Raw genomic sequence first — 25,863 nt, forward strand, 5'->3', positions numbered from 1 at the left:
CGGCCCGCGGGTAACCGCGGCCGGGAGGTGCGTGTCATGGCTTCGAACAGGTCCCGGACCGGCATCTGGATCGGCGTGGCGGTGGTGGTGATCATTCTGGTGATCATCGCGATCGCGCTGGCCTCGCGCGGCGGTGGCGGCGGCTCCGGATACTGAGGCGGGCGCGTCCGGCGTCGATGCCGAAACCGGTATATAAAGCTGGCATGGCCGAGACCGAGAACGCACCCGGAGCGCAGGAGTTCATCCCGCCGCAGGCGGACACCATCGAGGAACTGCGGGCCGCCGCGACCGGCTGCCGGGGCTGCGAGCTCTACCGGAACGCCTCGCAGACCGTGTTCGGCCGCGGCGACGAGAGCGCCCGGGTGGTCCTCGTCGGCGAGCAGCCCGGCGACATGGAGGACCAGAAGGGCCTGCCGTTCGTCGGCCCGGCCGGCCGGCTGCTGCGCAAGGCCGTGGACGACGCGGGCATCGACCCCGGCCACATCTACCTCACCAATGCCGTCAAGCACTTCCGCTTCGAACTTCGCGGCAAGCGGCGCATCCACCAGACGCCCGACCGGGTGCACATCACCGCCTGCCGGCCGTGGCTGGTCGCCGAGTTCGCCCGGCTGCACCCGGAGATCGTGGTGGTGCTCGGCGCCACCGCCGCCAAGGCCCTCCTCGGCCCGACCTTCCGGGTGACCAAGCAACGCGGCGAGCTGCTGCCGTGGCCGGCCGCCGCCCAGCACCCCGAGGACTTCACCCGGGTCCCGGTGGACAGCGCGGGTGCCGTCGCCGACGCACCGGAGACCCGGCTGCTGGCCACCATCCACCCCTCCGCGGTGCTGCGCGCCGACAACCACGACGTCGCGTACGACGGGCTCGTCGCGGACCTCAAGGTCGCCGCCCGCGCGCTGCGGTGACCGGAGAGGGTCCGGGCTCCCGCCGCGCACCTCGGGCGGGTCAGTCGCGGCCCTGTGACGTGCAGAGGCAGACGCGGTTGCCGTCGGGGTCGGCGAGCACCCAGAAGTGCGGCGCCGCCTCGTCGCTCACCAGCGTCCCGCCGGCGGCGAGCGCGGCCTCGATGCGCGGCCCCACCTCCGCCGGGTCCACCCACACGTCCGGGTGCCAGCGCTGGCGGGGCTCCTCGCGTCCGGACTCCTGGAACCACACCGTGGGCAGCGCGCCAGCCGGATCGCGCACCTCGTCATCCGCCCCCGGGCCGTCCCGGCGCGGCGCCGCCAGCACCGCCTGCCAGAACGGCAGCACGGCGGCGAGATCCGGGCTGTCCAGGGCGAGTTCGAGCCGGGCCACGCCGGTGTGCGCCGGCGACAGGCCGGCCTCGGCGGCGAGCGCGGAGATGGCCCGGGCCAGCCGGATGTCGCGGTCGGTGACCCCGCCCACGTCGTGCGACCGGAGCCGCACGTCCACGTGGGTGTAGCGCAGGTCCAGGTCGGGATGGTGGTCGCGCCGCTCGGCCTCGGCGCCGATCGCGTCCACGAGCGACAGCCCGGCGGCGAAGTCGGGCGTGCGGATGCGGGTGTGCAGGGCGCCGAGCAGGTAGGTCCACCCGTCCAGGGCGGCGTCGGCGATCTGCGCTCCGGTCAGCGTGCTCATCCCGCCATGCTGGCGTACCCCGGGGTTCTGGGCCAGCGCCACGGCGGCGCGACGGACCTGCGCGGCGGGTGGCGCGGGCCGTAGCGCCGGCGGCTGGGCAGCGGGGGCGGGCGGTGCCAGACTGTCCGCCATGGAGCAGCATCTCTACGAACCCGTCCACCAGGAGTTCCGGGACCTGTGCCGGCAGTTCCTTGCCCGCGAGGCCGTCCCGCACCACGAGCGCTGGGAGGCCGACGGGATCGTCGACCGGGAGGTGTGGCGGAAGGCGGGCGCGGCCGGGCTGCTCGGCATGGACGTGGACCCCGAGCACGGCGGCGGCGGGCAGCGCGACTTCCGCTTCAACGCGGTGCTCGACGAGGAGATCGTCGCGGCCGGCTGCAGCGGCCTGGGCTTCGGGCTGCACAACGACGTGGTGGCCCCGTACCTGACCGAGCTGACCACCGACGACCAGCGCAAGCGCTGGCTCCCGGGCTTCTGCTCGGGCGACCTGGTCACCGCCATCGCGATGAGCGAGCCGGGCGCCGGCAGCGACCTGGCCGGCATCCGCACGAGCGCGGTCCGCGACGGCGACAGCTGGGTGCTCAACGGGCAGAAGACGTTCATCACCAACGGCGAGCTGGCCGACCTCGTGGTGGTGGTCGCCAAGACCGCCCCCGACCAGGGCGCGCACGGGGTGAGCCTGATCGTGGTGGAGACCGGCACGCCCGGTTTCGCCCGGGGCCGGCGGCTGGCCAAGGTCGGCCTGAAGGCCAACGACACGGCCGAGCTGTTCTTCGACGACTGCCGGGTGCCGGCGGACAACCTGGTCGGCACCGAGAACCACGGCTTCTACCACCTGATGGCCAACCTGCCCCGGGAGCGGCTCAGCATCGCGGTCGCCGCGGTGGCCGCCGCGGAGAAGCTGCTCGCGCTCACCCTCGACTACGCCCGCTCCCGGGAGGCGTTCGGCCGGCCGATCGGGCGGTTCCAGCACAACCGGTTCCTCCTGGCCGAGCTGGACACCGAGGTCACCATCGCGCGGACGTTCGTCAACCACTGCGTGGCCGAGTACAACGCCGGCCGGCTCTCGGTGACCGACGCGGCGAAGGCCAAGTGGTGGACCACCGAGCTGCAGAACCGGGTCGCGGACCGCTGCGTGCAGCTGCACGGCGGCTACGGCTTCATGCTGGAGTACCCGGTGGCGAAGGCCTGGCTGGACAGCCGGGTGCAGACCATCTACGGCGGCACCACCGAGATCATGAAGGAGATCATCGGCCGGGGGCTCGGCCTGTAGCGAAACCGGGTGCCCCCGACCGGGTCGGGTGCGGGAGGATGGTCACCCCTTACCCCCAGGAGCATCCGCCATGGCCACCGACCTGACCGCGCCGGCACCGAGCCGGCTCGACGTCGCCCCGATCCAGCGGCGCACCGTCCGGCTGCTCTTCCTCACCCAGATCATCGGCGGCATCGGCGTCACCATCGGCATCTCGGTCGGCGCGCTGCTCGCCGCCCGGGTCGCCGGCACCGCGCTGGCCGGGGTGGCGCAGAGCGCGGGGGTGGTCGGCGCCGCGCTGCTCGCCGTGCCGGTCACCCGGATCATGGCGGCCCGGGGGCGCCGGCCGGGGCTGGTCACCGCGTACGTGGTCGGGGCGGTCGGGGGCGTGCTCGTGGTGGTCTCCACCGTGGTGCACCTGGTGCCGCTGCTCTTCGTCGGCATGCTGCTCTTCGGCGGCGGGACCGCGGCCAACCTCCAGGCCCGCTACACGGCCGTGGACCTGGCCGAGCCGGCCCGCCGGGGGCGCCAGCTCTCGCTGGTCGTCTGGGCCACCACCATCGGCGCGGTGGCCGCGCCGAACTTCGCCGCGCTCGCCGACGCCACCACCCGCGGCTGGGGCCTGCCGGCGCTGGCCGGCCCGTTCGCCTTCAGCGCCGCCGCGTTCGTGCTGGCCGCCGTCGTACTGGCCGTGCTGCTCCGGCCGGACCCGCTGCTCACCGCGCGCCGGCTGGCGGCGGCCGGGACCCCGGCCGGCCCGGTCGCCGCGTCGGGTGGGACCGCCCGGCGCCCCGCGGGCATGGCCGGGGCCTGGCGCACGGTACGCGGGCGGCCCGCCGCCCGCCTCGGCATCGCCGCCGTGGCCGTGGGCCACCTCGTGATGGTCGCCGTGATGTCGATGACCCCGGTACGCCTCGGCGAGTCGCACTCCGACGCGGACGTGCTCCGGGTGGTCGGCATCGTGCTCAGCCTGCACATCGCCGGCATGTACGCGTTCTCCCCGCTGGTCGGCTGGCTCACCGACCGGCTGGGCCGGCGCCCGGTGATCCTCGGCGGGGTGGCCCTGCTGCTGGCCGCCTGCGCGGTCGCCGGCACCGCCGGGCACCACACCCCACTGCTCTCGGTGGGGCTGGCCCTGCTCGGGCTGGGCTGGTCGGGCACCATGGTGGCCGGCTCGACCCTGCTGTCGGAGTCGGTGCCCACCGCCGACCGGCCGGGCGTGCAGGGCCTGTCCGACCTGGTCATGGGGCTGGCCGGGGCGGGCGCGGCGGCGGCGAGCGGGTTTGTCATGCGGGCCGTGGGTTATCCGACGCTGACCCTGCTGGCGGCGATCGCGGTGGTGCCGCTGGTGGCGCTAGCGTTGCGTCCGGCGCCGGTCGAGGCGCCGGACGAGCTCCGGCGCCCCTCGGACGACCTGCCCGACAAGGAGGAGTGACACGTGCGGCTGACCGACTTCTGGGCGCGACTGGCGGAGGCGTTCGGGCCGGGCTACGCGGCCAGCATCGCCAGCGACCAGGTGCTGTCCCAGCTCGGCGGGCGGACCATCGAGCAGGCCCTGGCGGCGGGGGTGGAGACGCACGTGGTGTGGCGCGCGGTCGTCGCCGCGTATCCCGACCGGGTACCCGCGCGACTACGCTGAGCAGCCTTTTCGCCGGTTCCGCGTGTCGCTTGTCGAGTCGTACACCTGTTCGGCTATTGTCCACAGCGGGGTGCTCGTCCACAGCTCGCGGCCCGTCGGCTGGTTTTCTGTCGGACCCAGCGCCTAGCGTGTCCGCGTGACGCGAAGCTCAGGAAAGACGCCGGCGAAGGCAGGGGTGGCAACGATGGCGGCAGGGCCCGACCGGGAGAAGGCACTCGACCTTGCTCTCGCTCAGATCGACAAGCAGTTCGGCAAGGGTTCGGTGATGCGGCTGGGGGAGCGACCCGTCGTCCAGACGGCGGTCATCCCGACCAGCTCCATCGCGCTCGACGTGGCGCTCGGCGTGGGCGGCCTGCCCCGCGGCCGGGTCGTCGAGATCTACGGTCCCGAGTCCAGCGGTAAGACCACGGTCGCCCTGCACGCGGTGGCCAACGCGCAGCGGGCCGGCGGCATCGCCGCCTTCATCGACGCCGAGCACGCGCTCGACCCGGAATACGCGAAGGCCCTCGGCGTCGACACCGACGCCCTGCTGGTCTCCCAGCCGGACACCGGCGAGCAGGCGCTGGAGATCGCCGACATGCTGGTCCGCTCCGGCGCGATCGACATCATCGTGATCGACTCGGTCGCGGCCCTGGTGCCGCGCGCCGAGATCGAGGGCGAGATGGGCGACAGCCACGTGGGTCTGCAGGCCCGGCTGATGAGCCAGGCGCTGCGGAAGATCACCGGTGTGCTCAACAACACCGGCACCACGGCGATCTTCATCAACCAGCTCCGCGAGAAGATCGGCGTGATGTTCGGCAGCCCGGAGACCACGACCGGTGGTCGCGCGCTGAAGTTCTACGCCTCGGTCCGGCTCGACGTGCGCCGCATCGAGAGCCTCAAGGACGGCACCGACGTGGTCGGCAACCGCACCCGCGTCAAGGTCGTGAAGAACAAGGTCGCCGCGCCGTTCAAGCAGGCCGAGTTCGACATCATGTACGGCAAGGGCATCTCCCGCGAGGGCTCGCTGATCGACGTCGGCGTGGAGCAGGCGATCATCCGCAAGTCCGGCGCGTGGTACACGTACGACGGCGACCAGCTCGGCCAGGGCAAGGAGAAGGCCCGCGAGTTCCTCCGGGAGAACCCGGACGTGGCCGCCGAGATCGAGAAGAAGATCCTGGAGAAGCTCGGCGTCGGCACCGGCGCGGGCGACGCCGCCGGCGGCCCGGAGCTGCCGCCGGTCGACTTCTGATCCCCGGCTGACCCGTGGCAGGACGACGCGCCCGTACGGGGCGAGGCTGGGATGCCAGCCCGCCCCGCACGGGTGACGCCACCACTCCACCCCGGCCGCGCCGTGGCCGCCGGGGCCGGGCCGAGGAGCCCGACGCCGAGGCGACCCCCGCGCCGCCCCGCGACGAGGCCGAGGTGGCCCGGGAGATCTGCCTGCGGCAGCTCGCGGTCCGGCCGCGCACCCGGGCCGAGCTGGCCGGAGCCCTGGCGAAGCGGGGCATCTCCGCGGAGGTCGCCGACCAGGTCCTCGACCGCTACGACGAGGTCGGCATCGTCGACGACGCCGCCTTCGCCCGCGCCTGGGTGAGCAGCCGGCACAACGGCCGCGGGCTGGCCCGCCGGGCGCTCGCCAACGAGCTGCGCCAGCGCGGCGTCGACGGCGAGGTGGCCAGCGAGGCCCTCGACGAGCTGGACGAGGAGACCGAGGCGGAGACCGCCCGCGCCCTGGTGGACCGGAAGCTGCGCGCGACCCGGGGTGAGCCCGACGCGGTGTTCCGCCGCCTGGTCGGCATGCTGGCCCGCAAGGGCTACCCGGCCGGCGTGGCCATCCGGGCGGTCAAGGACGCGCTGGCCGCGCAGAGCGCCGAGGCGGCCGAGTTCGCCGAGCACATCGACGCCGACGCCCTGGCCGACGCCGAGCACGACCTCGACCCCGCCTCCCGCCCCCTCGACTGACCCGGCCGGGACGACGTCCGGATCCGCTCCTGAGAAAGGTGTGCGGCGTGTTGAAGGCGTGTCTGAACGGCGGGCGGCGGCGACCGGAGCATCCGGCGGTGCCGGTGACCCCCGACGAGCTGGCGGCCGACGCGGTCAGCTGCGCGGCCGCCGGAGCCGCGGCCGTGCACGTGCACCCGCGCGACGCCGACGGCGCCGAGTCGCTCGACCCGGCCGTGATCGCCGCGGCGGTCACCGCGATCCGGGCCGCCCGGCCCGGCCTGCCCGTCGGGGTGAGCACCGGCGCCTGGATCGCCCCCGAGCCCGCCGACCGGGTCGCCGCCGTACGCGCCTGGACGGTGCTGCCCGACTTCGCCTCCGTCAACGCCCACGAACCGGGCGCCGCGGCCGTCGCGGCCGCCCTGCACGAGCGGGGTGTCATGGTCGAGGCCGGCCTCTGGACGGAGGCGGCGGTCGACGCCTGGCGCCGCTGGCCGGCGCCGACCGGGCGGATCCTCGTCGAGTGCCTCGCCGAACCGGTCGACGTGGCCCTCGCCGACGCCGCCGCCATCCTGGCCGCGCTGCCCGCCGACCGCCCGCCCGTGCTGCTGCACGGCGAGGGCCCGGCGACCTGGCCCGTGTTCGCCGAGGCCGTCCGCCGTGGCCTGGACACCCGGATCGGCCTGGAAGACACCCTGGTCCTGCCGGACGGCGGCATGGCACCGGACAACCTGGCGCTGGTGACGGCGGCCCGCACCCTCGGCGCGACCTGAGCCGGCCGCCGGCGCCGGACGGGGCGGTGAAACGCGAGTCACTCCGGCGAGAAGTTGTGGCCTCGCCGGAGCCGGCGACGGGTCACCCCGCACGGCGTCCGAGAAGGGTGGTGTGGCCGTCCTGAGCAGGTCGGGAACGCCGCCGGGGAGGTCGCGACGGGCGAGTTTTGTCCGGCCGTGTCCGGCATCTGGACAGCGCTGAGTGACGCGCCAACTTCTCTCCGTCCGGGTGGTTTGATCATGAGTTCTTGACCGAACGGCCCTCGGAGACCTAGCCTCGCCATACAGGCTCACTTTGCCCGACCAGCGCAGGCTAAGCGCACAACATAGATCGCGTAACAGAACAGCATCACTTTGGCCAGCTTCACCGGCCTTGACGGCAGCTCCGGACGGTCGGTCCGGGGCCGACCGACAACTGCAACCGGCCGCCGGCGATGCCCCGAAAGGGGTCACCGCCGACGGAAAGCTATCCACAGCCAGCCGCTCCGGTCGGGCGTCCAGAGCCGCAGGCGCGTGCCGTCCGCACGCCGCCTGCGGTGCCGACGTTCAGGGGAGGCGGCCATGGCGGGGCGGCACAGGTTCACCGGCGGTCTTCCAGACGCGGCCGGCCGCTCCTCGCCGGGCGGCTGCCCGAGCCGGACCGGAGCGGGCGCCCGCCCGCTCGGAGCGGCCGCATGAGCGCCTTCGACGTCGTCATCCTGGCGGTGGTGCTGCTGCTCGTCGTGGTGGTGGTCGGCGCCGTCCTGTTCGGCGTGCGCGCCATGCGCCGGCTCAGTCTCGCGCCCGCCCCCGAGGATCCGGCCTTCATCGCCGAGAAGGACCGCCAGGAGCAGTCCCTGGCGGCCCTGCGCAACGCCGCCGACGAGGCGAACAGCACCATCGACGTGGCCAAGTCGGCCGCCGCCGCGGCCCGCGCCGAGGCGGCCGCCGCCAAGGCCGAGGCGAAGGCTGCGCGGGCCGAGGCCCGGCGGGTGCTCGACGACGCCCGGGCCGAGGCCGACACGGTGCTGGAGCGGGCGCACAAGCAGGCCGAGGCGGACGCCGACCAGCTCCGCGCCGCCGCCCGCCGCAGCGGCGAACGGGAGGTGGCGGTGCTCGCCGCGACCACCCGGGAACAGGCCGCCGAGGTCGAGCGGCGGGCCGCCCGCATGGACGAGCGGGAACGCCTGCACACCGAGGAGGTCGAGCGGCTCGCCGAGCGGGAGCGGCAGCTCACCGCCGCGAGCGCCGCGCTCGCCGCCCGGGAGGCCGCCCTGGTGGAACGGGAGCGGGCGCTCACCGACGCCGAGGAACAGCGCCGCCGCGAGCTGGAGCGGGTGGCCGGCCTGACCGCCGACGCGGCCCGGGCCGAGCTGGTCGAGTCGATCGAGGGGCAGGCCAAGCGGGAAGCCGCGCTGCTGGTCCGGGAGATCGAGGCCGACGCGCGCGGCACCGCCGAGCAGCGGGCCCGGCACATCGTGGTCGACGCCATCCAGCGGGTGGCCAGCGAGCAGACCGCGGAGAGCGTGGTCAGCGTCCTGCACCTGCCCGGGGACGAGATGAAGGGGCGGATCATCGGCCGGGAGGGGCGCAACATCCGCGCCTTCGAGTCGGTCACCGGGGTCAACCTGATCATCGACGACACCCCCGAGGCGGTCCTGCTCTCCTGCTTCGACCCGGTACGCCGGGAGGTCGGCCGGCTGACGCTGGAGAAGCTGGTGCTCGACGGCCGGATCCACCCGCACCGGATCGAGGAGGTCTACGACCTGGCCCGGCACGAGGTGGAGGAGCTCTGCCACCGGGCCGCCGAGGACGCCCTGGTCGAGGTCGGCATCACCGAGATCCACCCGGAGCTGGTCACCCTGCTCGGCCGGCTCCGCTACCGGACGTCGTACGGGCAGAACGTGCTCAAGCACCTCGTGGAGACCGCGCACATCGCCGGGATCATGGCCGCCGAGCTGCGGCTGGACGTGCCGACCATCAAGCGCTGCGCGTTCCTGCACGACATCGGCAAGGCGCTCACCCACGAGGTCGAGGGCAGCCACGCCATCATCGGCGCCGACCTGGCCCGCAAGTACGGGGAGAGCGAGGACGTGGTGCACGCCATCGAGGCGCACCACAACGAGGTCCCCCCGCAGACCATCGAGGCGGTGCTCACCCAGGCCTCGGACGCCTGCTCGGGCGGGCGGCCCGGGGCGCGGCGCGAGAGCCTGGAGGCGTACGTCAAGCGGCTGGAGCGGATCGAGGAGATCGCGGCCGGCAAGCTCGGCGTCGACAAGGTCTTCGCCATGCAGGCCGGCCGGGAGATCCGGGTGATGGTCAAGCCCGAGGACGTCGACGACATCGGCGCGGCGGTCCTGGCCCGGGACGTGGCCAAGCAGATCGAGGAGGAGCTGACCTATCCCGGTCAGATCCGGGTGACGGTGGTCCGCGAGTCCCGGGTCACCGAGATCGCCCGCTGACCGGGCCCCGGCGTCACGACGAAGCCCTGCCACCTCCGCGAGGGGCAGGGCTTCGTCGTGTGGACGGGCGGGCGGTCAGCCCTGCGGCTCCGCCACGGTGGCGCCGCCGGCCGGGGTCGAGTCCGGCGCCGCGGTCTGCCTCGGGATCCGGAAGCCCCGCCGCCGGGTACGCCGGTCCAGCCAGCCGGCCAGCGCGGTGAGCAGCGAGTTGATCACGATGAAGATGGCGGCCGCCACCATCGCGGCGGCGACCACGTTGCCGTAGTTGGCCGAGAGGTCGTTGACGCCCCGCTGCAGCAGCTCGGGGAAGGCCACGATGTAGCCGAGCGCGGTGTCCTTGAGCAGCACGACGAGCTGGCTGACGATCACCGGCAGCATGGCCCGGGCGGCCTGCGGCACCAGGATCAGCCGCATTACCTGGCCCTTGCGCATGCCCACCGCGTAGCCCGCCTCGGACTGGCCACCGGGAATGGAGCGGATACCGGCCCGGAACGCCTCGGCCAGCACCGACCCGTTGTAGAGGGTGAGGCCGACGACCACAGCCCAGAACGCCGAGACCGGCCCCTGGATGAGGAACGGCACGCCGTAGAAGATGAAGAAGATCATCAGCAGCAGCGGCACGGCCCGGAAGAACTCCACCACCACGCCGGCCGGGATCCGAAGCCACCAGTGGTCGGAGAGCCGGCCGACCGCGAAGACGATGCCGAAGGTCAGCGAGAGCACCATGCCGGTGGCCGCGGCATACAGCGTCTGCAGCAACGCCGGCAGGATGAACTGGGTCCACGTCGTCGGCTCGGTGAAGGGCTTCCACAGCCGGCCCTCCCACTGGCCGGCCTGGTCGAACTTGCTGTAGATCCACCACAGCAGCGCAAGCAGGGCGACGCCGAAGACGACGCTGAGCACCCGGTTGCGGACGCGGGCCCGCGGCCCCGGGTGGTCGTAGAGAATGGAGCCGGTGCTCATCAGCGCTTCACCGCCAGTCGGTTGGCCAGCCAGCCGAACAGGTAGCCGGTCGGGATCAGGATCGCAGCGAACGTGCCCGCGAAGACCAGGAAGATCGGGATGACGGCGTCGCCGTTGCTGTTGATCAGATCCTTCATGACGCTTGACGACTCCATCAGCCCGATGGTGCCGACGATCGTGGCGTTCTTGCACAGCGCGATGAGCACGCTGCCCAGCGGGGCCACCACGGCCCGCCCGGCCTGCGGCAGGATCACGATGCGCAGGGTCTGGAAGAAGGTCAGCCCGATCGCGCGGGCCGCCTCCGCCTGACCGGCCGGGACGGTGTTGACGCCGGAGCGGACCGCCTCGCATACGAACGCGGCGGTGTAGACCGACAGGCCGACCACCCCGAGCCAGTAGTTGTTCAGGTCCAGGTCGTCCGACAGCCGCAGACCGAGCGTGGAGAAGAGGCCGAAGTAGCAGAAGAAGATGATCAGCGTGAGCGGCGTGTTGCGGAAGATGTTGACCCACGCAGCGCCGAGGCCGCGCAGCACCGGCACCGGTGACACCCGGAACGCGGCGAGCAACACGCCGAGCACCAGCGAGAACACGGCCGAGGCGCCGGTGAGCTTGAGAATCCACAGAAAACCCGACACGTACGCGTCGAAGTTGGTCGGATCAGCGAATACGTGCATGCGTCGACTCCCGGGGCACGTCGTCGGCGTCGCGACAGGCCGGGGCCGGCACCCCTAGGGATGCCGGCCCCGGAACCGGTCAGACGCTGCCGCAGTTGGTCAGCTTGGTGGTGTCCAGCTCGGGCGCGGCCTTGCCGCTCTTGCCCAGGGTGGCGTCCCAGGCGGCCTTGTAGGTGCCGTCCGCGGCGGCGGCCTTGAGGATCTCGTTGACCTTCTCGCAGCCGTCCTTGTCGTCCTTCTTCAGGCCGATGCCGTAGGGCTCGGTGGAGAAGGGCTTGCCGACCACCTTGAACTTGCCGGCGTACTGGGACTGCGCGGCGTAGCCGGCGAGGATGATGTCGTCGGTGGTCACCGCGTCGACCTGGCCGTTCTCCAGCAGCGGCAGGCACTTGGAGTACGAGTCGAACTGCTGGAGCTTCGCCTTCGGGTGGTCCGTCTGGATCCGCTTGGCCGGAGTGGAGCCGGTCACCGAGCAGACCGTCTTCCCGTCCAGCGCCTCCGGCCCGGTGAGGGTGGAGTCCGCCTTGACCAGCAGGTCCTGACCGGCGATGAAGTACGGGCCGGCGAAGTTGACCTTCTGCTTGCGCTCGTCGTTGATCGTGTAGGTCGCCACGACGAGGTCGACGGTGCCCTGCTGGATGAAGGGCTCGCGGTTGGACGACACGGTGGTCTTCCACTCGATGTTGTTCGCGTCGACGCCGAGGCCCTTGGCCACGATCTTGCCGATTTCGATGTCGAAGCCCTCGTACTGGCTGCCGGTCTGCAGGCCCAGGCCCGGCTGGTCGGCCTTCACGCCGATGACCAGCTTCTTCTGGTTCTGCGCCTTGCCGATGATGCCCTTGGCCCCGCTGCTGCCGGAGCCGCCGTCCCCGTCGCCGCCGCAGGCGCTCATGCCGAGCGCCAGGGTCGCCGCCGCGGCGACCGCCGCCACGCGCTTCATACGCATACTCATCTCCTTCTTCGAAAGAGCCGCCGGGGGACGGCGCGCTCCAGTACGGACGCTCAGTGCGTGAGGATCTTGGAGAGGAAGTCCTTGGCCCGCTCGCTGCGCGGGTTCGCGAAGAACTCCGCCGGCGGCGCGTCCTCGACGAGCTTGCCGTCGGCCATGAAGATGACCCGGTTGGCCGCGTGCCGGGCGAAGCCCATCTCGTGGGTGACCACGACCATGGTCATGCCGTCGCTGGCCAGCGAGGTCATCACCTCCAGCACCTCGCCGACCATCTCCGGGTCGAGCGCGCTGGTGGGCTCGTCGAAGAGCATCGCCTTGGGCTGCATGGCCAGCGCGCGGGCGATGGCCGCCCGCTGCTGCTGGCCGCCGGAGAGCTGCGCCGGGTACTTGTCCGCCTGGTTGGCGATGCCGACCCGGTCGAGCAGGGCCAGGCCGCGCTCGCGGGCGGCGGCCGGCTTCTCGCGGCGCACCTTCACCGGGCCGAGGGTGACGTTCTCCAGGATGGTCTTGTGCGCGAAGAGGTTGAACGACTGGAACACCATGCCGACCTCGCTGCGCAGCTTGGCCAGCGCCTTGCCCTCGGCCGGCAGCGGGGTGCCGTCGAAGGTGATGGTGCCCGAGTTGATCGGCTCCAGCCGGTTGATCGCCCGGCAGAGCGTCGACTTGCCGGAGCCGGACGGGCCGATGACCACGACCACCTCGCCCCTGCCGACGGAGAGCGAGACGTCGTCCAGCACGTGCAGCGGGCCGAACCACTTGTTCACCCCGTCCAGCACGATCAGCGGTTCGCCCGTCGTCACGTCGTTCACCGTCCCTGTCGTCCGTACGGAAAGCGGGGTCGCGAGACCCCTGGTTGGGCCACTGTAGGCGGCGTGATGTGGCAGAACGCAACTCGAATGGTCACGGAGCGGTAACACCGGTCACCGCCGTACCCGTGCGTCCGAATTCCGTCACGGAGCGGGGCGTCCCGGTGGCGGCCACGCGCGTCGACGGCGATCATGTGGGGATGACAGACGTCCTCCGGCTGACCGATTACGCCCGCGGCGGCGGGTGCGCCTGCAAGATCCCGCCGGGCGAGCTGGAGACGATGGTGGCCGGGTTGGCCCCGGCCGTCGGCGCCGCCGAGCTGCTGGTCGGCCTGGAGCACGGCGACGACGCCGCGGTGGTCCGGCTGGACGAACGCACCGGCCTGGTCAGCACCGCCGACTTCTTCACCCCGGTGGTGGACGACGCCTACGACTGGGGGCGCATCGCCGCGGCCAACGCCCTCTCCGACGTGTACGCCATGGGCGGCACCCCGCTGGTCGCGCTGAACCTGCTCTGCTGGCCCCGGGAGGTGCTGCCGCTGGAGCTGGCCCGGGAGGTGCTGCGCGGCGGTCAGGACGTGGCCCGGGAGGCCGGTTGCCACCTGGCCGGCGGGCACAGCGTCGACGACGACGGCCCGAAGTACGGCCTGGCCGTCACCGGGGTGGTCCGGCCCGAGGAGCTGATCACCCTGGACGCCGGTCGGGCCGGCCTGCCGCTGTCGCTGACCAAGCCGCTCGGCGTCGGGGTGTTGAACACCCGGCACAAGCGCACCGGGGAGCGGTTCCCGGAGGCGGTCGCCTCGATGGCCCGGCTGAACCGGGACGCGGCGCGGGCGGCCGTCGCGGCCGGAATCCGCTGCGGCACCGACGTGACCGGGTTCGGGCTGCTCGGGCACGCTTCGAAGCTGGCCCGGGCCAGCCGGCTCACCGTGTCGATCGACGCGGCCGCGGTGCCCTACCTGCCGGGCGCCCGGGAGGCGTTGCGCGACGGGTTCGTCAGCGGCGGCACCCGGCGCAACCTGGACTGGGTGAGCCCGTGGACCGACTTCGGCGCGGTCGGTGAGGGGGAGCGGCTGCTGCTGGCCGACGCGCAGACCTCGGGCGGGCTGCTGGTGGCGGGCGAGGTGCCGGGCGGCACGGTGGTCGGTGAGCTGCTGCCGGCGAGTGACCACCTGGTCCGGGTGCGCTGAACCGCTCGGTGGGATTCGCGAATCCGTCACCACACCCCGGTGGTTCGTGTCGCGAACGCGGCACCATACCCGATAAACTGTCACCTTCCCGCTACTCTGGGCAAGGCGGCCCAGGGAAATTTTGCCCGGAATGGTCACAGACCGGTAACTTGCGCCCGGCTGAGGTCAAAAGCACCCCACCATCGTGAGTAAGGCCCGATCCGGAGGCCGGTGGGATGAGCGCAGCGAGGAGGCGGCATGACCGAGCTGTGGAACTGGAGAATCGACGGCGCGGCGCCGGTGGAGGTCTACCCGGCGCTGGCCGAGGCGCTCGGCCGGGTGGTGATGCCCCTCGCCGTCGCCGACCCGGCCCGACTTCCCGCGTACGCGGTGGTCTGCGACGTCTGGGAGGCGCCCGGGGCGTACGGGACCGTGGTCGACTGCTACGGGGTGCCCGAGCGCCTGCCCGAGCTGCCCAACATCGCGGCGCTGGCCCGGCTGCTGGACCGCAACTGCCTGATGCGCGACGACACCCTCGACGCCGGGCGGCACCTGCTGGTCGCCCCGGACGGCACGATCCGCCCGGTGCACTTCGACGTGGTCGAGACCGACGACGGCGAGGTCCTCAGCGACCAGCGGCTCTGCACCGTGGCGGACCCCCGCTGCCGGGGCTGGTCGCAGTGCCACCGCTCGCGGTGGGCCCCCGACTCGGTCGCCCCGGCCCTCGCCGCCGCCTGACCGGCGGCGGGGGTGGCCCTCGCGCCGGCCCGGCATCCGCCGCGTCACCGGCGGCGGGGGACCGGCCGGGACCGGCGGCTCAGCCCCGGGTCGCCGGCTGCTGGCCCCGGACCGCCAGCGGGGTCGTGACGCTCCGGCACACGGCTCCTCCTCGTTCGGTCCGACCAGCTCCACCCGGATACGCTGTCCGGGTCATGACTACCGCAGCCGCGGGCAGCCCGCGCACCTACCAGGTGCGCACGTACGGCTGCCAGATGAACGTGCACGACTCCGAGCGCATCTCCGGCCTGCTCGAACAGGCCGGCTACGTGCGTGCCGCCGAGGCCGACGAGCAGCCCGACGTGGTGGTGTTCAACACCTGCGCCGTCCGGGAGAACGCCGACAACCGGCTCTACGGCAACCTGGGTCATCTGCGCCCCGTGAAGGACAGGCACCCCGGAATGCAGATCGCGGTCGGCGGCTGCCTGGCCCAGAAGGACCGCGGCGAGATCGTCCGCAAGGCGCCCTGGGTGGACGTGGTCTTCGGCACGCACAACATCGGCTCGCTGCCGGTGCTGCTGGAGCGCGCGCGGCACAACACCGCCGCCGAGGTGGAGATCCTCGAATCCCTCGACGTCTTCCCGTCCACGCTGCCGACCCGGCGCGAGTCGACGTACGCCGGCTGGGTGTCGATCTCGGTGGGCTGCAACAACACCTGCACGTTCTGCATCGTGCCCTCGCTGCGCGGCAAGGAGAAGGACCGCCGCCCCGGCGACATCCTCTCCGAGGTGCGCGCCCTGGTCGACGAGGGCGTGCTGGAGGTGACCCTGCTCGGGCAGAACGTCAACTCCTACGGCGTCGAGTTCGGCGACCGGTACGCCTTCGGCAAGCTGCTGCGCGCCTGCGGCGACATCGACGGCCTGGAGCGGGTCCGGTTCACCAGCCCGCACCCGAAGGACTTCACCGACGACGTGATCGCCGCGATGGCCGAGACGCCCAACGTCTGCCACTCGCTGCACATGCCGCTGCAGTCCGGCTCCGACGACGTGCTGCGGGCCATGCGCCGCTCGTACCGGTCGGAGAAGTACCTGGGGATCATCGAGAAGGTCCGGGCCGCGATGCCCGACGCGGCGATCACCACGGACATCATCGTCGGTTTCCCCGGCGAGACCGACGCCGACTTCGAGAAGACCCTCGACGTGGTCCGCGAGGCCCGCTTCTCGTCGGCGTTCACGTTCCAGTACTCGAAGCGCCCCGGCACCCCGGCCGCCACCATGGACGGCCAGCTGCCCAAGCAGGTCGTGCAGGAGCGGTACGAGCGGTTGATCGCCACGGTCGAGGAGATCACCTGGGCGGAGAACCGCCGGCTGGTCGGTGAGACCGTCGAGGTGCTGGTCGCGGTCGGCGAGGGGCGCAAGGACGAGCGCACCGGCCGGCTGTCCGGCCGAGCCCGCGACGGCCGGCTCGTACACTTCGACGCCGGGTCGCTGGCCGGGAGCATCCGTCCGGGCGACATCGTGCACACCACGGTCACCTACGCCGCCCCGCACCACCTCAACGCCGACGGGGAGCCGCTGTCGCACCGGCGCACCCGGGCCGGCGACGCGGCCGAGGCGGGGCGCGCCCCGCGTACCCCCGGGGTGCTGCTCGGGCTGCCGACGATCGGCGCGCCGGCCGCGGCGCCCGCCCCCACCGGCGGCTGCGCCGCGCACTGAGCGACCGCCGACGGCCGGGACCGCCCCGTGGCGGCCCCGGCCGTCGCCCGTTCAGCAGGCGGTGCCGTTGAGCTTCACGGCGCCCGGCGCGGCGGCCGTGCCGTTGGCCGTGAAGCCGACGGTCACCGACGCGCCCGGCGCGAGCGACGCCGCCCAGGTCGGGGCGGCCGCGGTGACCGTGGTGCCGGACTGGGTGACGGTGGCGTTCCAGCCGCTGGCCAGCGTCACCCCGGACGGCCACGTCCAGGTCGCCGACCACGGGTTGACCGCCGCGGTGCCGGTGTTCTTCACGGTCAGCTCGCCCTGGAAGCCGCCCTGCCACGCGTTGACCTGCTTGTAGCTGGCCGTGCAGCCGCCGGTCGGGGCCGGCGTGGTCGGGCTCGGCGACGTGTTCGGGGTGCCCGTCGGCGACGGGCTGGTGGTGCCCCCACCCGCTGGCGGGATCAGGTAGGGCTGGAGGATGTCCTGCTTGGCCTGGTTGATCGTGGTCCAGTCGTCGTTGGCGATGCCGCCGGTGTCACCCGAGTTCGGGTTCCACGACCAGTAGGTGAAGGACATCCCGGACACCCCGGTGCCGGTGTACGCCATCAGGTTCTGCAGCCACACCTTGTCCTTCGGGTCCTGGAGCGTGGTGCCGAACTCGCCCATCATGATCGGGGCGAGGTTCTGCTTGTAGAGGTAGCCCCAGTACTTGTCCCAGATCGCCGGCATGTTCGCCGGGTAGGTCGGGTCGTCGAACCAGGCCTGGTGGTAGACCGACGTGGCGTACTCGTGCGGGGAGTAGACCAGCCGGTTGGCCACGTTCAGCCGGACCGGGAACTGCCCGGCCTTCGACAGGTTGCCGCCCCACCAGCCGCAGTCCTCGTCGTTGCTCGGGTCGTTGTCCCAGACGTTCGACAGGCCGCCGCTCGGGCAGCTCACGCCCTCCACGAAGATCAGCCAGTTCGGCTGCACGCCGAGGATCGCGTTGCCGGCCCGCTCGGCGGCGAGCCGCCAGTCCCGTGCGGTGTCGCCGCAGCCCCAGCAGGCGCCTGTGGCGGCCGGGTTGGTGCCCTCGGCGTGCGGCTCGTTGTGCAGGTCCGCGCCGATCACCGTGGTGTTGTTCGCGTACCGCTGGGCCAGCATCTTCCAGTCGGCGATCCAGGTCGCCTCCGACACCGTCGAGGTGTACCAGAGCGGCGACTGCCCGGCCGAGGTGGGCCGGTGCCGGTCCAGGATGACCCGCATCCCCTTGCTGCCCGCGTAGTCGATCACCTTGTCGAGGATCTGCAGCGGGGAGAGGCCGACCAGGTCCGGGTTGACGAAGTCGTTGATGCCGGTGGCCGTCGCGCCCGGCTTCAGGGCGTCGTTCGAGTAGGGGATGCGCAGCGTGTTGTAGCCGAGCCGGGCCATGGTGTCGAGCTGGCCGCGCCACGGGTTGCTCGACCACAGACCGTGGAAGGTCTTGTTGTCGGTCTCCATGCCGAACCAGTTGATGCCGGTGAGCCGGACCGTGGCCCCCGTGCTGTCGACGATCTTGTTGCCGCTGGTGTGCAGGTAGCCGGTGCCGGTCCCGGCGGTCGCGGCGGCGGCCGGGGTGGTGCTGACGGCGGCGGCGACGAGGACGCCGGCCGCGGCGGTGGCGAGCGCCGCGAGGGCGCCGCCGAGGGCGGTGGGTCGGTGCATGACGAGCTCCACTTCGGATGCCCGCGCCGCGCGAGCGCCGCGAGCGGGAGGACCAGGGGGAGACGGCCCGCTCGTCATCGAGTACGCGGACAGCGCGCGTCGGGCCGTGTCACGTGGACGGCCACCCGCGGGGGAGCACCGGCGACCGTCGACGGCCGGATCGGCCGTCGGTGCCCTCGCGCCGGTGTCGGAACCTGGCTCCGCCGCCCATTCTGATCAGCCTGGCTCGATGCCGTCAACCAGCGGCGCGCACCCGCCCCGATCCCGGCCTGGCGCACCGGCCCGACGGGACAGACGGAAGCCCCCGGTCCCGTGGCGGGACCGGGGGCTTCCGGGACGCGTCGGGTCAGCCGGCCTGCTCGGCGAGCTGGAGGAACTGCCGCTTCGAGGCGAGCGCCTGCTCGGCCTCCTTGATCCGGCGGGCGTCGCCGGCCGCCTGGGCCCGGGCCAGCCGGTCCTCGGCCTCCGCGACCTGGGCCCGCATCTGGGCCAGGAGCGGGTTGTCCTCCTTGGAGGTCCGCCGCCACGCCGAGTCCATGACCTCGCGGACCTTGTCGTCGACGGCCCGCAGCCGGCGCTCCAGCCCGGCGGCCGCCTCGCGCGGCACCCGGCCGGCCTCGTGCCACTGCGCCTGGATCTCCCGCAGCTTCGCCTGGGCGCCCTTCGGGTCGCCGTCGACGTCGAGCGCCTCGGCCTCGGCGAGCAGGGCCTGCTTGCGCTCCAGGTTGGCCCGCTGCTCGTTGTCCCGCGCCGAGAAGACCTCGCTGCGCCGGGTGAAGAACTCGTCCTGCGCCGCCCGGAACCGTTCCCAGAGCTTCTGCTCGGCCTCCTTGGAGGCGCGCGGAGCGGCCTTCCACTGGGCCATCAGGTCCTTGAGCTGGTTGGCCGTGGCACCCCAGTCGGTAGACTCCTTGAGCTTCTCGGCCTCGGCGACCAGCTCCTCCTTGACCCCCTGCGCCTGCTTGCGCTGCTGGTCCAGGGAGGCGAAGTGGGCGCCCCGGCGGCGGGTGAAGCCGTCCCGCGCGGCGGCGAACCGCTTCCACAGCTCACCGTCGGCCTTCTTGTCGACCCCGCGGATGGTCTTCCACTCGTCGAGGATCTCCTTGAGCCGGTCGCCGGCGGTCTTCCAGCCGGTCGACTCGGCGGCCAGCTTCTCCGCCTCCTCGACCAGGGCGGTCTTGCGCGCGAGGGCCTCGCCGCGGGCAGCGTCGCGGGCGGCGCGGGCCTCGCCGGCCTTCTCCTCGGCCACCGTGGCGAGCTTGTCCAGGCGGGCGGCCAGAGCGTCGATGTCACCGACGACGTGCGCCTCGGCCAGCGACGCGCGGATCCGCCGGATCGTGGTCAGCGAGTGGCCGGCGTCCGCCGCACCCGAGTTGAGTCGGGCCTCGGTCAGATCCACCTCCGTCACCAGGTCGGCGAAGCGCCGGGCGAAGTGGGCGAGCCCTTCCTCCGGTGCCCCCGCCTGCCAGGATCCGACCACCCGCTCGCCCTCGGCGGTCTTGACGTAGACGGTGCCGTCCTCGTCCACCCGTCCGAAGGCAGTCCAGTCGCTCATGTGCCCATCCTCGTTCTCCCGGCGTCGACGGGACACCTCCCGCGATCGCCGCCACGGCGCAGCAAAGTTCTCCCGGCATTGTCACAGGTCCGACCCGGTCCGTGTCGAGCGCCTGTCGTCGACCGTGACCATACGGTGTCGTAGGGCCTCGATGACCGGATCGGCGCGGGGACGCACCGGGGGATGCGGATAGGTTGGACCGGTGCCCCTGGTCGCCGCCGCCGTCTGCCCCCACCCGCCCCTGATCGTGCCGGAGCTGGCCGGCGCCGCCGCGCCCGAGCTGGACGACCTCCGGGCCGCCGCCGACGCGGCCGTGGCCCGGCTGCTCGCCGCCGACCCCGAGGTGATCCTGCTGCTCGGCGCCGGGCCGGTAAGCAGGACTTTGCAGGCTGCTGACTCCGGCTCGCTGCGTGGCTACGGTCTGAACCGACCGGTGCGCCTGTGGAAGGTCGCCTGCTCGGGAGCCGAGGTGCTGCCGCTGAGCCTGACCATCGGCGCCTGGCTGGTGAACCGGTCCGGCACCGAGCTGCCCCGGCTGGCCCGGGCGGTCGCCGCCGACGCGTCCCCGGCCGAGTGCGCGGCCCTCGGCGCCGAGCTGGTCGCCGCGGCCGGCGAGCGGATCGCGCTGCTGGTGCTCGGCGACGGGTCGGCCTGCCGGGGCGTCAAGGCGCCCGGCTACGACGACCCGCGCGCGCCCGCGTACGACGAGGGGGTCGCCGCGGCCCTGGCCGGCGCGGACGCCGAGGCCCTGCTCGGCCTGGACCCGGCGCTGTCGGCGGAGCTGAAAGCCGCCGGGCGGGCGCCGTGGCAGGTGCTGGCCGGCGCGGTCCGCGCGGCGGGCGGCGACTGGCGCGGCGACGTGAGCTACCACCGGGCCCCCTACGGCGTTGCCTACTTCGTGGCCACCTGGGAGAAGGCGTGACCGTCGTCGCCGTGGTCGGGCCGACCGCGGCGGGCAAGTCGGCGCTGAGCATCGCCCTGGCGCACGCCCTCGACGGCGAGGTGGTCAACGCCGACTCCATGCAGCTCTACCGGGGCATGGACATCGGCACCGCCAAGCTGACCCCGGCCGAGCGGGAGGGCGTGCCGCACCACCTGCTCGACATCTGGCCGGTGACCGAGCCGGCCAGCGTCGCCGAATACCAGAAGCTGGCCCGCGCGGCGGTGGACGACATCCTGGCCCGGGGTCGGGTGCCGCTGCTGGTAGGCGGCTCCGGGCTCTACCTGCGGGCGGTGCTGGAGCAGTTCGAGTTCCCCGGCACCGACCCGGCCGTGCGGGAGCGGCTGGAGGCGGAGCTGGCCGAGGTCGGCCCCGCTCCGCTGCACGCCCGGCTGGCCGAGGCCGACCCGGTGGCCGCGGCGGGCATCCTGCCGAGCAACGGGCGGCGCATCGTCCGGGCCCTGGAGGTCGTCGAGCTGACCGGCGCGCCGTTCACCGCGTCGCTTCCCGCGCCGACGCCGTACTACCCGTCGGTGCAGCTCGGCGTCGACCTGGACACCTCGCTGCTGGACGAGCGGATCGCCCGGCGGGTGGACCGGATGTGGGCCGACGGCCTGGTCGCCGAGACGCGGACGCTCGTCGGCCAGGGCCTGCCCGAGGGGCGGACGGCCAGCCGGGCGCTCGGCTACCAGCAGGTGCTGCGCTTCCTGGCCGGGGAGCTGACCGAGGAGCAGGCGCACGAGGAGACCGTGCGGGCCACCCGTCGGTTCGTCCGCCGGCAGCGCTCCTGGTTCCGCCGCGACCCGCGGATCCACTGGCTGGACTCGGCCTCCCCGGAGTTTCTCGACACTGCGCTGCGGGTGGTCGCCGAGCATCGGGAATGATTGGGGGCGTGGAGTTCACCAAGGGCCACGGCACCGGCAACGACTTCGTCATCCTGCCCGACCCGGACGGGGCGCTCGACCTGACGCCCCGCCTGGTCGCCGCGCTCTGCGACCGGCGGCGCGGCCTGGGCGGCGACGGTGTGCTGCGCGTGGTACGCGCCGCCAAGCACCCGGACGGCGCCGCGCTGGCCGGTGACGCCGAGTGGTTCATGGACTACTGGAACTCCGACGGCTCGTTCGCCGAGATGTGCGGCAACGGGGCCCGGGTCTTCGTCCGCTACCTGCTGGAGACCGGCCTGGCCACCCCGACCGGCGGGACCGTTCCGCTGGCCACCCGGGCCGGCCTGGTCCGCGCCCGGGTCGAGGGGGCCGACGTCGCCGTCGAGATGCGCCGCCCCCGGCTGTACGACACGGCCACCGCCACCCTGGGCGGGCTCACCCTGACCGGCGCGGCCGTGGACGTGGGCAACCCGCACCTGGTCTGCGCGCTGCCCGCCAGCCTGGAGCTGGGCGGCCTGGACCTCACCCGGGCGCCCGACGTCGACCCGTCCGTCTTCCCGGCCGGGGTGAACGTCGAGTTCACCAGCCCGGGCGAGCCGGTCGAGGGCACCGACGGGCACGTGCTCATGCGGGTCTACGAGCGGGGTTCGGCCGAGACGCTCTCCTGCGGCACCGGCGCCTGCGCGGTGGCCGCCGTGGCGCTGCGCGACGCCGGCCGCGAGACCGGCACCATGACCGTCGACGTCCCCGGCGGCCGCCTCACCATCACGATCACCGAGGACACCTGCTGGCTCTCCGGCCCCGCCGTCCTGGTCGCCACGGGCACGATCACCCTCCCCGCCCCAGGCGCGTAACCCCGGGCTGTGCCCACTGCTGGCCCGCCGCGGCCCGCTTCGGTGATCATGAAGTTGGCTGGTCGTTCTGTCCCGGTTCGGGGCGGCCAACCTCATGATCACGCGAGAGGGCGTCGGGTTCGGGTGCGGTTGTTGTCGCCCTGGCGACAACAACCGCACCCGGAGGGGTGGTCAGGGGGTGGCGCTGGCGTTGGCGGCGATCTCCGGGAGGTCGGCCGGGCCCGGGTCGGCAGCCGGCGGGGGCGTCGCGGCCGGGTTCTGGGCGGCGGCGCGCACGGCGGCGGCGACGGCCGGGGCGACCCGCGAGTCGAAGACGCTCGGCACGATCACCGTCGGGTTGATCTTGTCCTCGCCGACCACGTCCGCGATGGCCCGGGCCGCCGCGATCGCCATCTCCTCGGTGAACTCCTCGGCGTGCGCGTCGAGCATGCCGCGGAAGACGCCCGGGAAGGCGAGCACGTTGTTGATCTGGTTCGGCTGGTCGGACCGGCCGGTGGCGACCACGGCGGCGTGCTTGCGGGCCTCCCGCGGGTCCACCTCCGGATCGGGGTTGGCCAGCGCGAACACGATCGCGTCCTTCGCCATGGTGGCGATGTCGTCGCCGGTGAGCAGGTTCGGCGCGCTCACGCCGATGAACACATCCGCGCCCCGGACCGCGCCGGGCAGGTCGCCGGCGTAGTTCTCCTTGTTGGTGTTCTCCGCCAGCCACCGCCAGGCCGGGTTGAGATCGGGCAGGTCGCGGTGCAGGGCGCCCTGCCGGTCGTACGCGATGATGTCGCCCACGCCCTGCCGCAGCAGCAGCTTCATGATCGCGGTGCCGGCCGCGCCGGCGCCGGAGACGACGACGCGGACGTCCGAGAGGTTCTTGCCCACCACCCGCAGTGCGTTGGTCAGCGCGGCCAGCACGCAGATCGCGGTGCCGTGCTGGTCGTCGTGGAAGACCGGGATGTCCAGCGCCTCGCGCAGCCGGGCCTCGATCTCGAAGCAGCGCGGCGCGGCGATGTCCTCCAGGTTGATGCCCCCGTACGCGGGCGCGATCGCCTTGACGATCTGCACGATCTCGTCGGTGTCCTGGGTGTCCAGCACCACCGGCCAGGCGTCCACCCCGCCGAAGCGCTTGAACAGCGCCGCCTTGCCCTCCATCACGGGCAGCGAGGCGGCCGGGCCGAGGTTGCCCAGGCCGAGTACGGCGGAGCCGTCGCTGACCACGGCGACGGTGTTGCGCTTGATGGTGAGCCGGCGGGCGTCGGCCGGGTTCTCGGCGATCGCCATGCAGACCCGGGCCACCCCCGGCGTGTACGCGCGGGACAGCTCGTCCCGGTTGCGCAGCGCGACCTTCGAGTTGACCTCGATCTTGCCGCCCAGGTGGAGCAGGAACGTCCGGTCGGAGACCTTGCGGACGTCCACCCCGTCGAGCGCGGTCAGCGCGTCGACCACCTGGTCGGCGTGACCGGCGTCGGCGGTGTCGCAGGTGAGGTCGACGATCACGTGCGCCGGGTCGGAGTCGACCACGTCCAGGGCGGTGACGATGGCGCCGGCCTCGCCCGCCGCGGTGGTCAGCCGCCCGATGGAGGAGGCGTCCGCGGGGACCGCGATCCGGATCGTGATCGAGAATCCGGCACTCGGCAGTCGGGTGTTGGCCACGAATAACTCCTCCGTCGACGCTGAGCGGCTCGCCTGGCATTTCTACTCGCCCGCCCAGGTCGGCCGGCATCCGACCCCGCTACCGGTTAGTAGCGTCACGGGCATATAGCGGGTGCGTCGGACGTTGGTACATGTCAGGATGCTCATGCACACCGGAAATGCCCCGGCAAAAGACATAACGGACAGGAGTCGCGGTTTGCGAGACCAGGAGACCTTCCTTCCCTACGAGGACGACGAGCTCGACGCCACCACCGGCGAGTTCGAGCTGTCGGAGCGGCAGGCGCTGCGGCGGGTCCCCGGCCTCTCCACCGAGCTCAGCGACATCACCGAGGTCGAATACCGCCAGCTGCGGCTGGAGCGGGTTGTCCTCGTGGGCGTCTGGACCGAGGGGACCCAGGCCGACGCCGACAACAGCCTCACCGAGCTGGCGGCGCTGGCCGAGACGGCCGGCTCGCAGGTGCTCGAGGGCCTGATCCAGCGGCGCAACCGGCCGGACCCGGCGACCTACATCGGTCGGGGCAAGGTCGACGACCTGAGCGCGGTGGTGCTCGCCACCGGCGCCGACACGGTCATCTGCGACGGTGAGCTGTCCCCGTCGCAGCTGCGCAACCTGGAGCAGCGCACGAAGGTCAAGGTGGTCGACCGCACCGCCCTGATCCTCGACATCTTCGCCCAGCACGCCAAGAGCCGCGAGGGCAAGGCGCAGGTCGAGCTGGCCCAGCTCGAATACCTGCTGCCGCGACTGCGCGGTTGGGGTGAGACCCTCTCCCGGCAGACCGGTGGTAGCGGCCGCGGCGGCGGCGCCGGCGGCGGCGTGGGTCTGCGCGGTCCGGGTGAGACCAAGCTCGAGACCGACCGGCGCCGGATCCGGCACCGCATCGCGCGGCTGCGGCGCGAGATCAAGAGCATGACGACGGTACGCCAGACCAAGCGTGCCCGCCGCTCCCGCAACGCGGTGCCCGCGGTGGCCATCGCCGGCTACACCAACGCCGGCAAGTCCAGCCTGCTCAACCGCCTCACCGGGGCGGGAGTGCTGGTGGAGAACGCGCTGTTCGCCACCCTGGACCCGACCACCCGCCGGGCCACCGCCTCCGACGGCCGGCTCTACACCCTCTCCGACACGGTCGGGTTCGTCCGGCACCTGCCGCACCAGATCGTCGAGGCGTTCCGCTCGACGCTGGAGGAGGTCGCCGACGCCGACCTGGTGGTGCACGTGGTCGACGGCACCCACCCGGACCCGGAGGAGCAGGTCCGGGCGGTCCGCGAGGTGCTCGCCGAGGTGGGCGCCGACCGGCTGCCCGAGCTTCTGGTGGTCAACAAGGTCGACGCCGCCGACGAGGAGACGCTGCTGCGGCTCAAGCGGCTCTGGCCGGAGGCGGTCCTCGTCTCCGCGCACAGCGGGCGCGGGCTCGACGGGCTGCGCGAGGCCGTCGAGCAGCGGCTCCCGCGGCCGGCCGTCGAGGTCCGTGCGGTGCTCCCGTACGACCGGGGCGACCTGGTTGCCCGGGTGCACCGGCAGGGCGAGGTGCTCAGCACGGCGCACCTGCCCGAGGGCACGCTGCTGCACGTCCGGGTGGGCGAGGCGCTGGCCGCCGAGCTCGCGCCGTACCGGGCCGGAGACCGGCTCACCAGCGACGAGCCGGTGGCCGCCGGGCGGTGAGCCGTCCGGCGTCACCCGCCGGAAACGCGGGCCGTGCGACACTT

The 25,863-nt window shown here is 73.1% G+C and carries 23 protein-coding genes; 15 read left to right on the forward strand and 8 right to left on the reverse strand.

What is annotated here, in order from left to right; all coding sequences use genetic code 11:
- Positions 1-203 precede the first annotated feature (203 nt).
- On the forward strand, positions 204-902 hold the full coding sequence (locus ACZ6PY_RS23210; RefSeq protein WP_466074972.1) for a UdgX family uracil-DNA binding protein: 699 nt from the start codon (positions 204-206) through the stop codon (positions 900-902).
- Positions 903-942: 40 nt separating this feature from the next.
- Here ACZ6PY_RS23210 and ACZ6PY_RS23215 read toward each other — a convergent pair whose 3' ends face one another.
- Complete coding sequence (locus ACZ6PY_RS23215; protein ID WP_466075233.1) at positions 943-1,596, reverse strand: 4a-hydroxytetrahydrobiopterin dehydratase; 654 nt, start codon at positions 1,594-1,596, stop codon at positions 943-945.
- 130 nt (positions 1,597-1,726) lie between these two features.
- Here ACZ6PY_RS23215 and ACZ6PY_RS23220 point away from each other — a divergent pair, with 130 nt between their 5' ends.
- From ACZ6PY_RS23220 to rny, 7 genes are all read left to right on the forward strand, one after another.
- On the forward strand, positions 1,727-2,869 hold the full coding sequence (locus tag ACZ6PY_RS23220; protein WP_466074973.1) for an acyl-CoA dehydrogenase family protein: 1,143 nt from the start codon (positions 1,727-1,729) through the stop codon (positions 2,867-2,869).
- A gap of 70 nt (positions 2,870-2,939) precedes the next feature.
- Entirely contained in the window at positions 2,940-4,283 is a 1,344-nt protein-coding gene (locus ACZ6PY_RS23225; RefSeq protein ID WP_466074974.1) for an MFS transporter, read from the forward strand.
- A gap of 3 nt (positions 4,284-4,286) precedes the next feature.
- Positions 4,287-4,487 (forward strand): DUF3046 domain-containing protein, encoded by a 201-nt coding sequence (locus ACZ6PY_RS23230; protein ID WP_148428079.1) that lies wholly within the window; start codon positions 4,287-4,289, stop codon positions 4,485-4,487.
- A 184-nt stretch (positions 4,488-4,671) separates the two neighbouring features.
- Entirely contained in the window at positions 4,672-5,718 is a 1,047-nt protein-coding gene (gene recA, locus ACZ6PY_RS23235) for a recombinase RecA (RefSeq protein ID WP_091269420.1), read from the forward strand.
- Positions 5,719-5,732: 14 nt separating this feature from the next.
- The gene (locus tag ACZ6PY_RS23240) at positions 5,733-6,431 is read left to right on the forward strand and encodes a regulatory protein RecX (protein ID WP_466074975.1); all 699 of its coding nucleotides are present in this window, start codon (positions 5,733-5,735) and stop codon (positions 6,429-6,431) included.
- Between the two features lie 47 nt (positions 6,432-6,478).
- Positions 6,479-7,183, forward strand: coding sequence for a 3-keto-5-aminohexanoate cleavage protein (locus ACZ6PY_RS23245; protein ID WP_466074976.1), 705 nt, complete (start codon positions 6,479-6,481; stop codon positions 7,181-7,183).
- 674 nt (positions 7,184-7,857) lie between these two features.
- On the forward strand, positions 7,858-9,624 hold the full coding sequence (gene rny / locus ACZ6PY_RS23250; RefSeq protein WP_466074977.1) for a ribonuclease Y: 1,767 nt from the start codon (positions 7,858-7,860) through the stop codon (positions 9,622-9,624).
- A 75-nt stretch (positions 9,625-9,699) separates the two neighbouring features.
- Here the strand turns inward: rny and ACZ6PY_RS23255 are convergent, their stop codons facing one another.
- The 4 genes from ACZ6PY_RS23255 to ACZ6PY_RS23270 form a co-directional block, all read right to left on the reverse strand.
- A complete protein-coding gene (locus ACZ6PY_RS23255) occupies positions 9,700-10,587 on the reverse strand; it encodes an amino acid ABC transporter permease (RefSeq protein WP_466074978.1) in 888 nt (295 codons plus the stop codon).
- A complete protein-coding gene (locus ACZ6PY_RS23260; protein WP_466074979.1) occupies positions 10,587-11,261 on the reverse strand; it encodes an amino acid ABC transporter permease in 675 nt (224 codons plus the stop codon). Before ACZ6PY_RS23260 ends, ACZ6PY_RS23255 begins: the two co-directional genes overlap by 1 nt.
- A 79-nt stretch (positions 11,262-11,340) precedes the next feature.
- Complete coding sequence (locus ACZ6PY_RS23265) at positions 11,341-12,207, reverse strand: glutamate ABC transporter substrate-binding protein (RefSeq protein ID WP_466074980.1); 867 nt, start codon at positions 12,205-12,207, stop codon at positions 11,341-11,343.
- Between the two features lie 56 nt (positions 12,208-12,263).
- Positions 12,264-13,019: an amino acid ABC transporter ATP-binding protein gene (locus ACZ6PY_RS23270; RefSeq protein WP_313722431.1), complete on the reverse strand. Its 756-nt coding sequence runs from the start codon at positions 13,017-13,019 to the stop codon at positions 12,264-12,266.
- A 191-nt stretch (positions 13,020-13,210) separates the two neighbouring features.
- Here ACZ6PY_RS23270 and selD point away from each other — a divergent pair, with 191 nt between their 5' ends.
- The 3 genes from selD to miaB all read left to right on the forward strand — a co-directional run bounded on the left by selD (position 13,211) and on the right by miaB (position 16,617).
- Positions 13,211-14,206, forward strand: coding sequence for a selenide, water dikinase SelD (gene selD / locus ACZ6PY_RS23275; RefSeq protein WP_466074981.1), 996 nt, complete (start codon positions 13,211-13,213; stop codon positions 14,204-14,206).
- Positions 14,207-14,443: 237 nt separating this feature from the next.
- Complete coding sequence (locus ACZ6PY_RS23280; RefSeq protein ID WP_466074982.1) at positions 14,444-14,923, forward strand: hypothetical protein; 480 nt, start codon at positions 14,444-14,446, stop codon at positions 14,921-14,923.
- Between the two features lie 194 nt (positions 14,924-15,117).
- The gene (miaB, locus tag ACZ6PY_RS23285) at positions 15,118-16,617 is read left to right on the forward strand and encodes a tRNA (N6-isopentenyl adenosine(37)-C2)-methylthiotransferase MiaB (protein WP_466074983.1); all 1,500 of its coding nucleotides are present in this window, start codon (positions 15,118-15,120) and stop codon (positions 16,615-16,617) included.
- A gap of 51 nt (positions 16,618-16,668) precedes the next feature.
- Here the strand turns inward: miaB and ACZ6PY_RS23290 are convergent, their stop codons facing one another.
- Both ACZ6PY_RS23290 and ACZ6PY_RS23295 read right to left on the reverse strand, forming a co-directional pair.
- Entirely contained in the window at positions 16,669-18,282 is a 1,614-nt protein-coding gene (locus ACZ6PY_RS23290) for a cellulase family glycosylhydrolase (RefSeq protein WP_466074984.1), read from the reverse strand.
- 346 nt (positions 18,283-18,628) lie between these two features.
- On the reverse strand, positions 18,629-19,837 hold the full coding sequence (locus tag ACZ6PY_RS23295) for a DUF349 domain-containing protein (protein ID WP_466074985.1): 1,209 nt from the start codon (positions 19,835-19,837) through the stop codon (positions 18,629-18,631).
- Between the two features lie 202 nt (positions 19,838-20,039).
- On the opposite strand from ACZ6PY_RS23295, the gene ACZ6PY_RS23300 reads away from it, so the two are divergent.
- Genes ACZ6PY_RS23300 through dapF form a run of 3 tightly spaced genes read left to right on the forward strand, consistent with a single transcriptional unit; the run spans position 20,040 to position 22,515 of the window.
- Entirely contained in the window at positions 20,040-20,759 is a 720-nt protein-coding gene (locus tag ACZ6PY_RS23300) for a class III extradiol ring-cleavage dioxygenase family protein (protein WP_466074986.1), read from the forward strand.
- Complete coding sequence (gene miaA, locus ACZ6PY_RS23305; RefSeq protein WP_466075235.1) at positions 20,744-21,661, forward strand: tRNA (adenosine(37)-N6)-dimethylallyltransferase MiaA; 918 nt, start codon at positions 20,744-20,746, stop codon at positions 21,659-21,661. Before ACZ6PY_RS23300 ends, miaA begins: the two co-directional genes overlap by 16 nt.
- 8 nt (positions 21,662-21,669) lie before the next feature.
- Positions 21,670-22,515, forward strand: a complete 846-nt coding sequence (gene dapF, locus ACZ6PY_RS23310; RefSeq protein ID WP_466074987.1) for a diaminopimelate epimerase — start codon at positions 21,670-21,672, stop codon at positions 22,513-22,515.
- Between the two features lie 171 nt (positions 22,516-22,686).
- On the opposite strand, the gene ACZ6PY_RS23315 is transcribed toward dapF, so the two are convergent.
- The gene (locus tag ACZ6PY_RS23315) at positions 22,687-24,159 is read right to left on the reverse strand and encodes an NAD-dependent malic enzyme (RefSeq protein ID WP_466074988.1); all 1,473 of its coding nucleotides are present in this window, start codon (positions 24,157-24,159) and stop codon (positions 22,687-22,689) included.
- Positions 24,160-24,355: 196 nt separating this feature from the next.
- On the opposite strand from ACZ6PY_RS23315, the gene hflX reads away from it, so the two are divergent.
- The gene (gene hflX / locus ACZ6PY_RS23320) at positions 24,356-25,819 is read left to right on the forward strand and encodes a GTPase HflX (protein WP_466074989.1); all 1,464 of its coding nucleotides are present in this window, start codon (positions 24,356-24,358) and stop codon (positions 25,817-25,819) included.
- Positions 25,820-25,863: the final 44 nt, after the last annotated feature.

The sequence above is a fragment of the Micromonospora sp. NPDC048907 genome, from assembly GCF_055586885.1.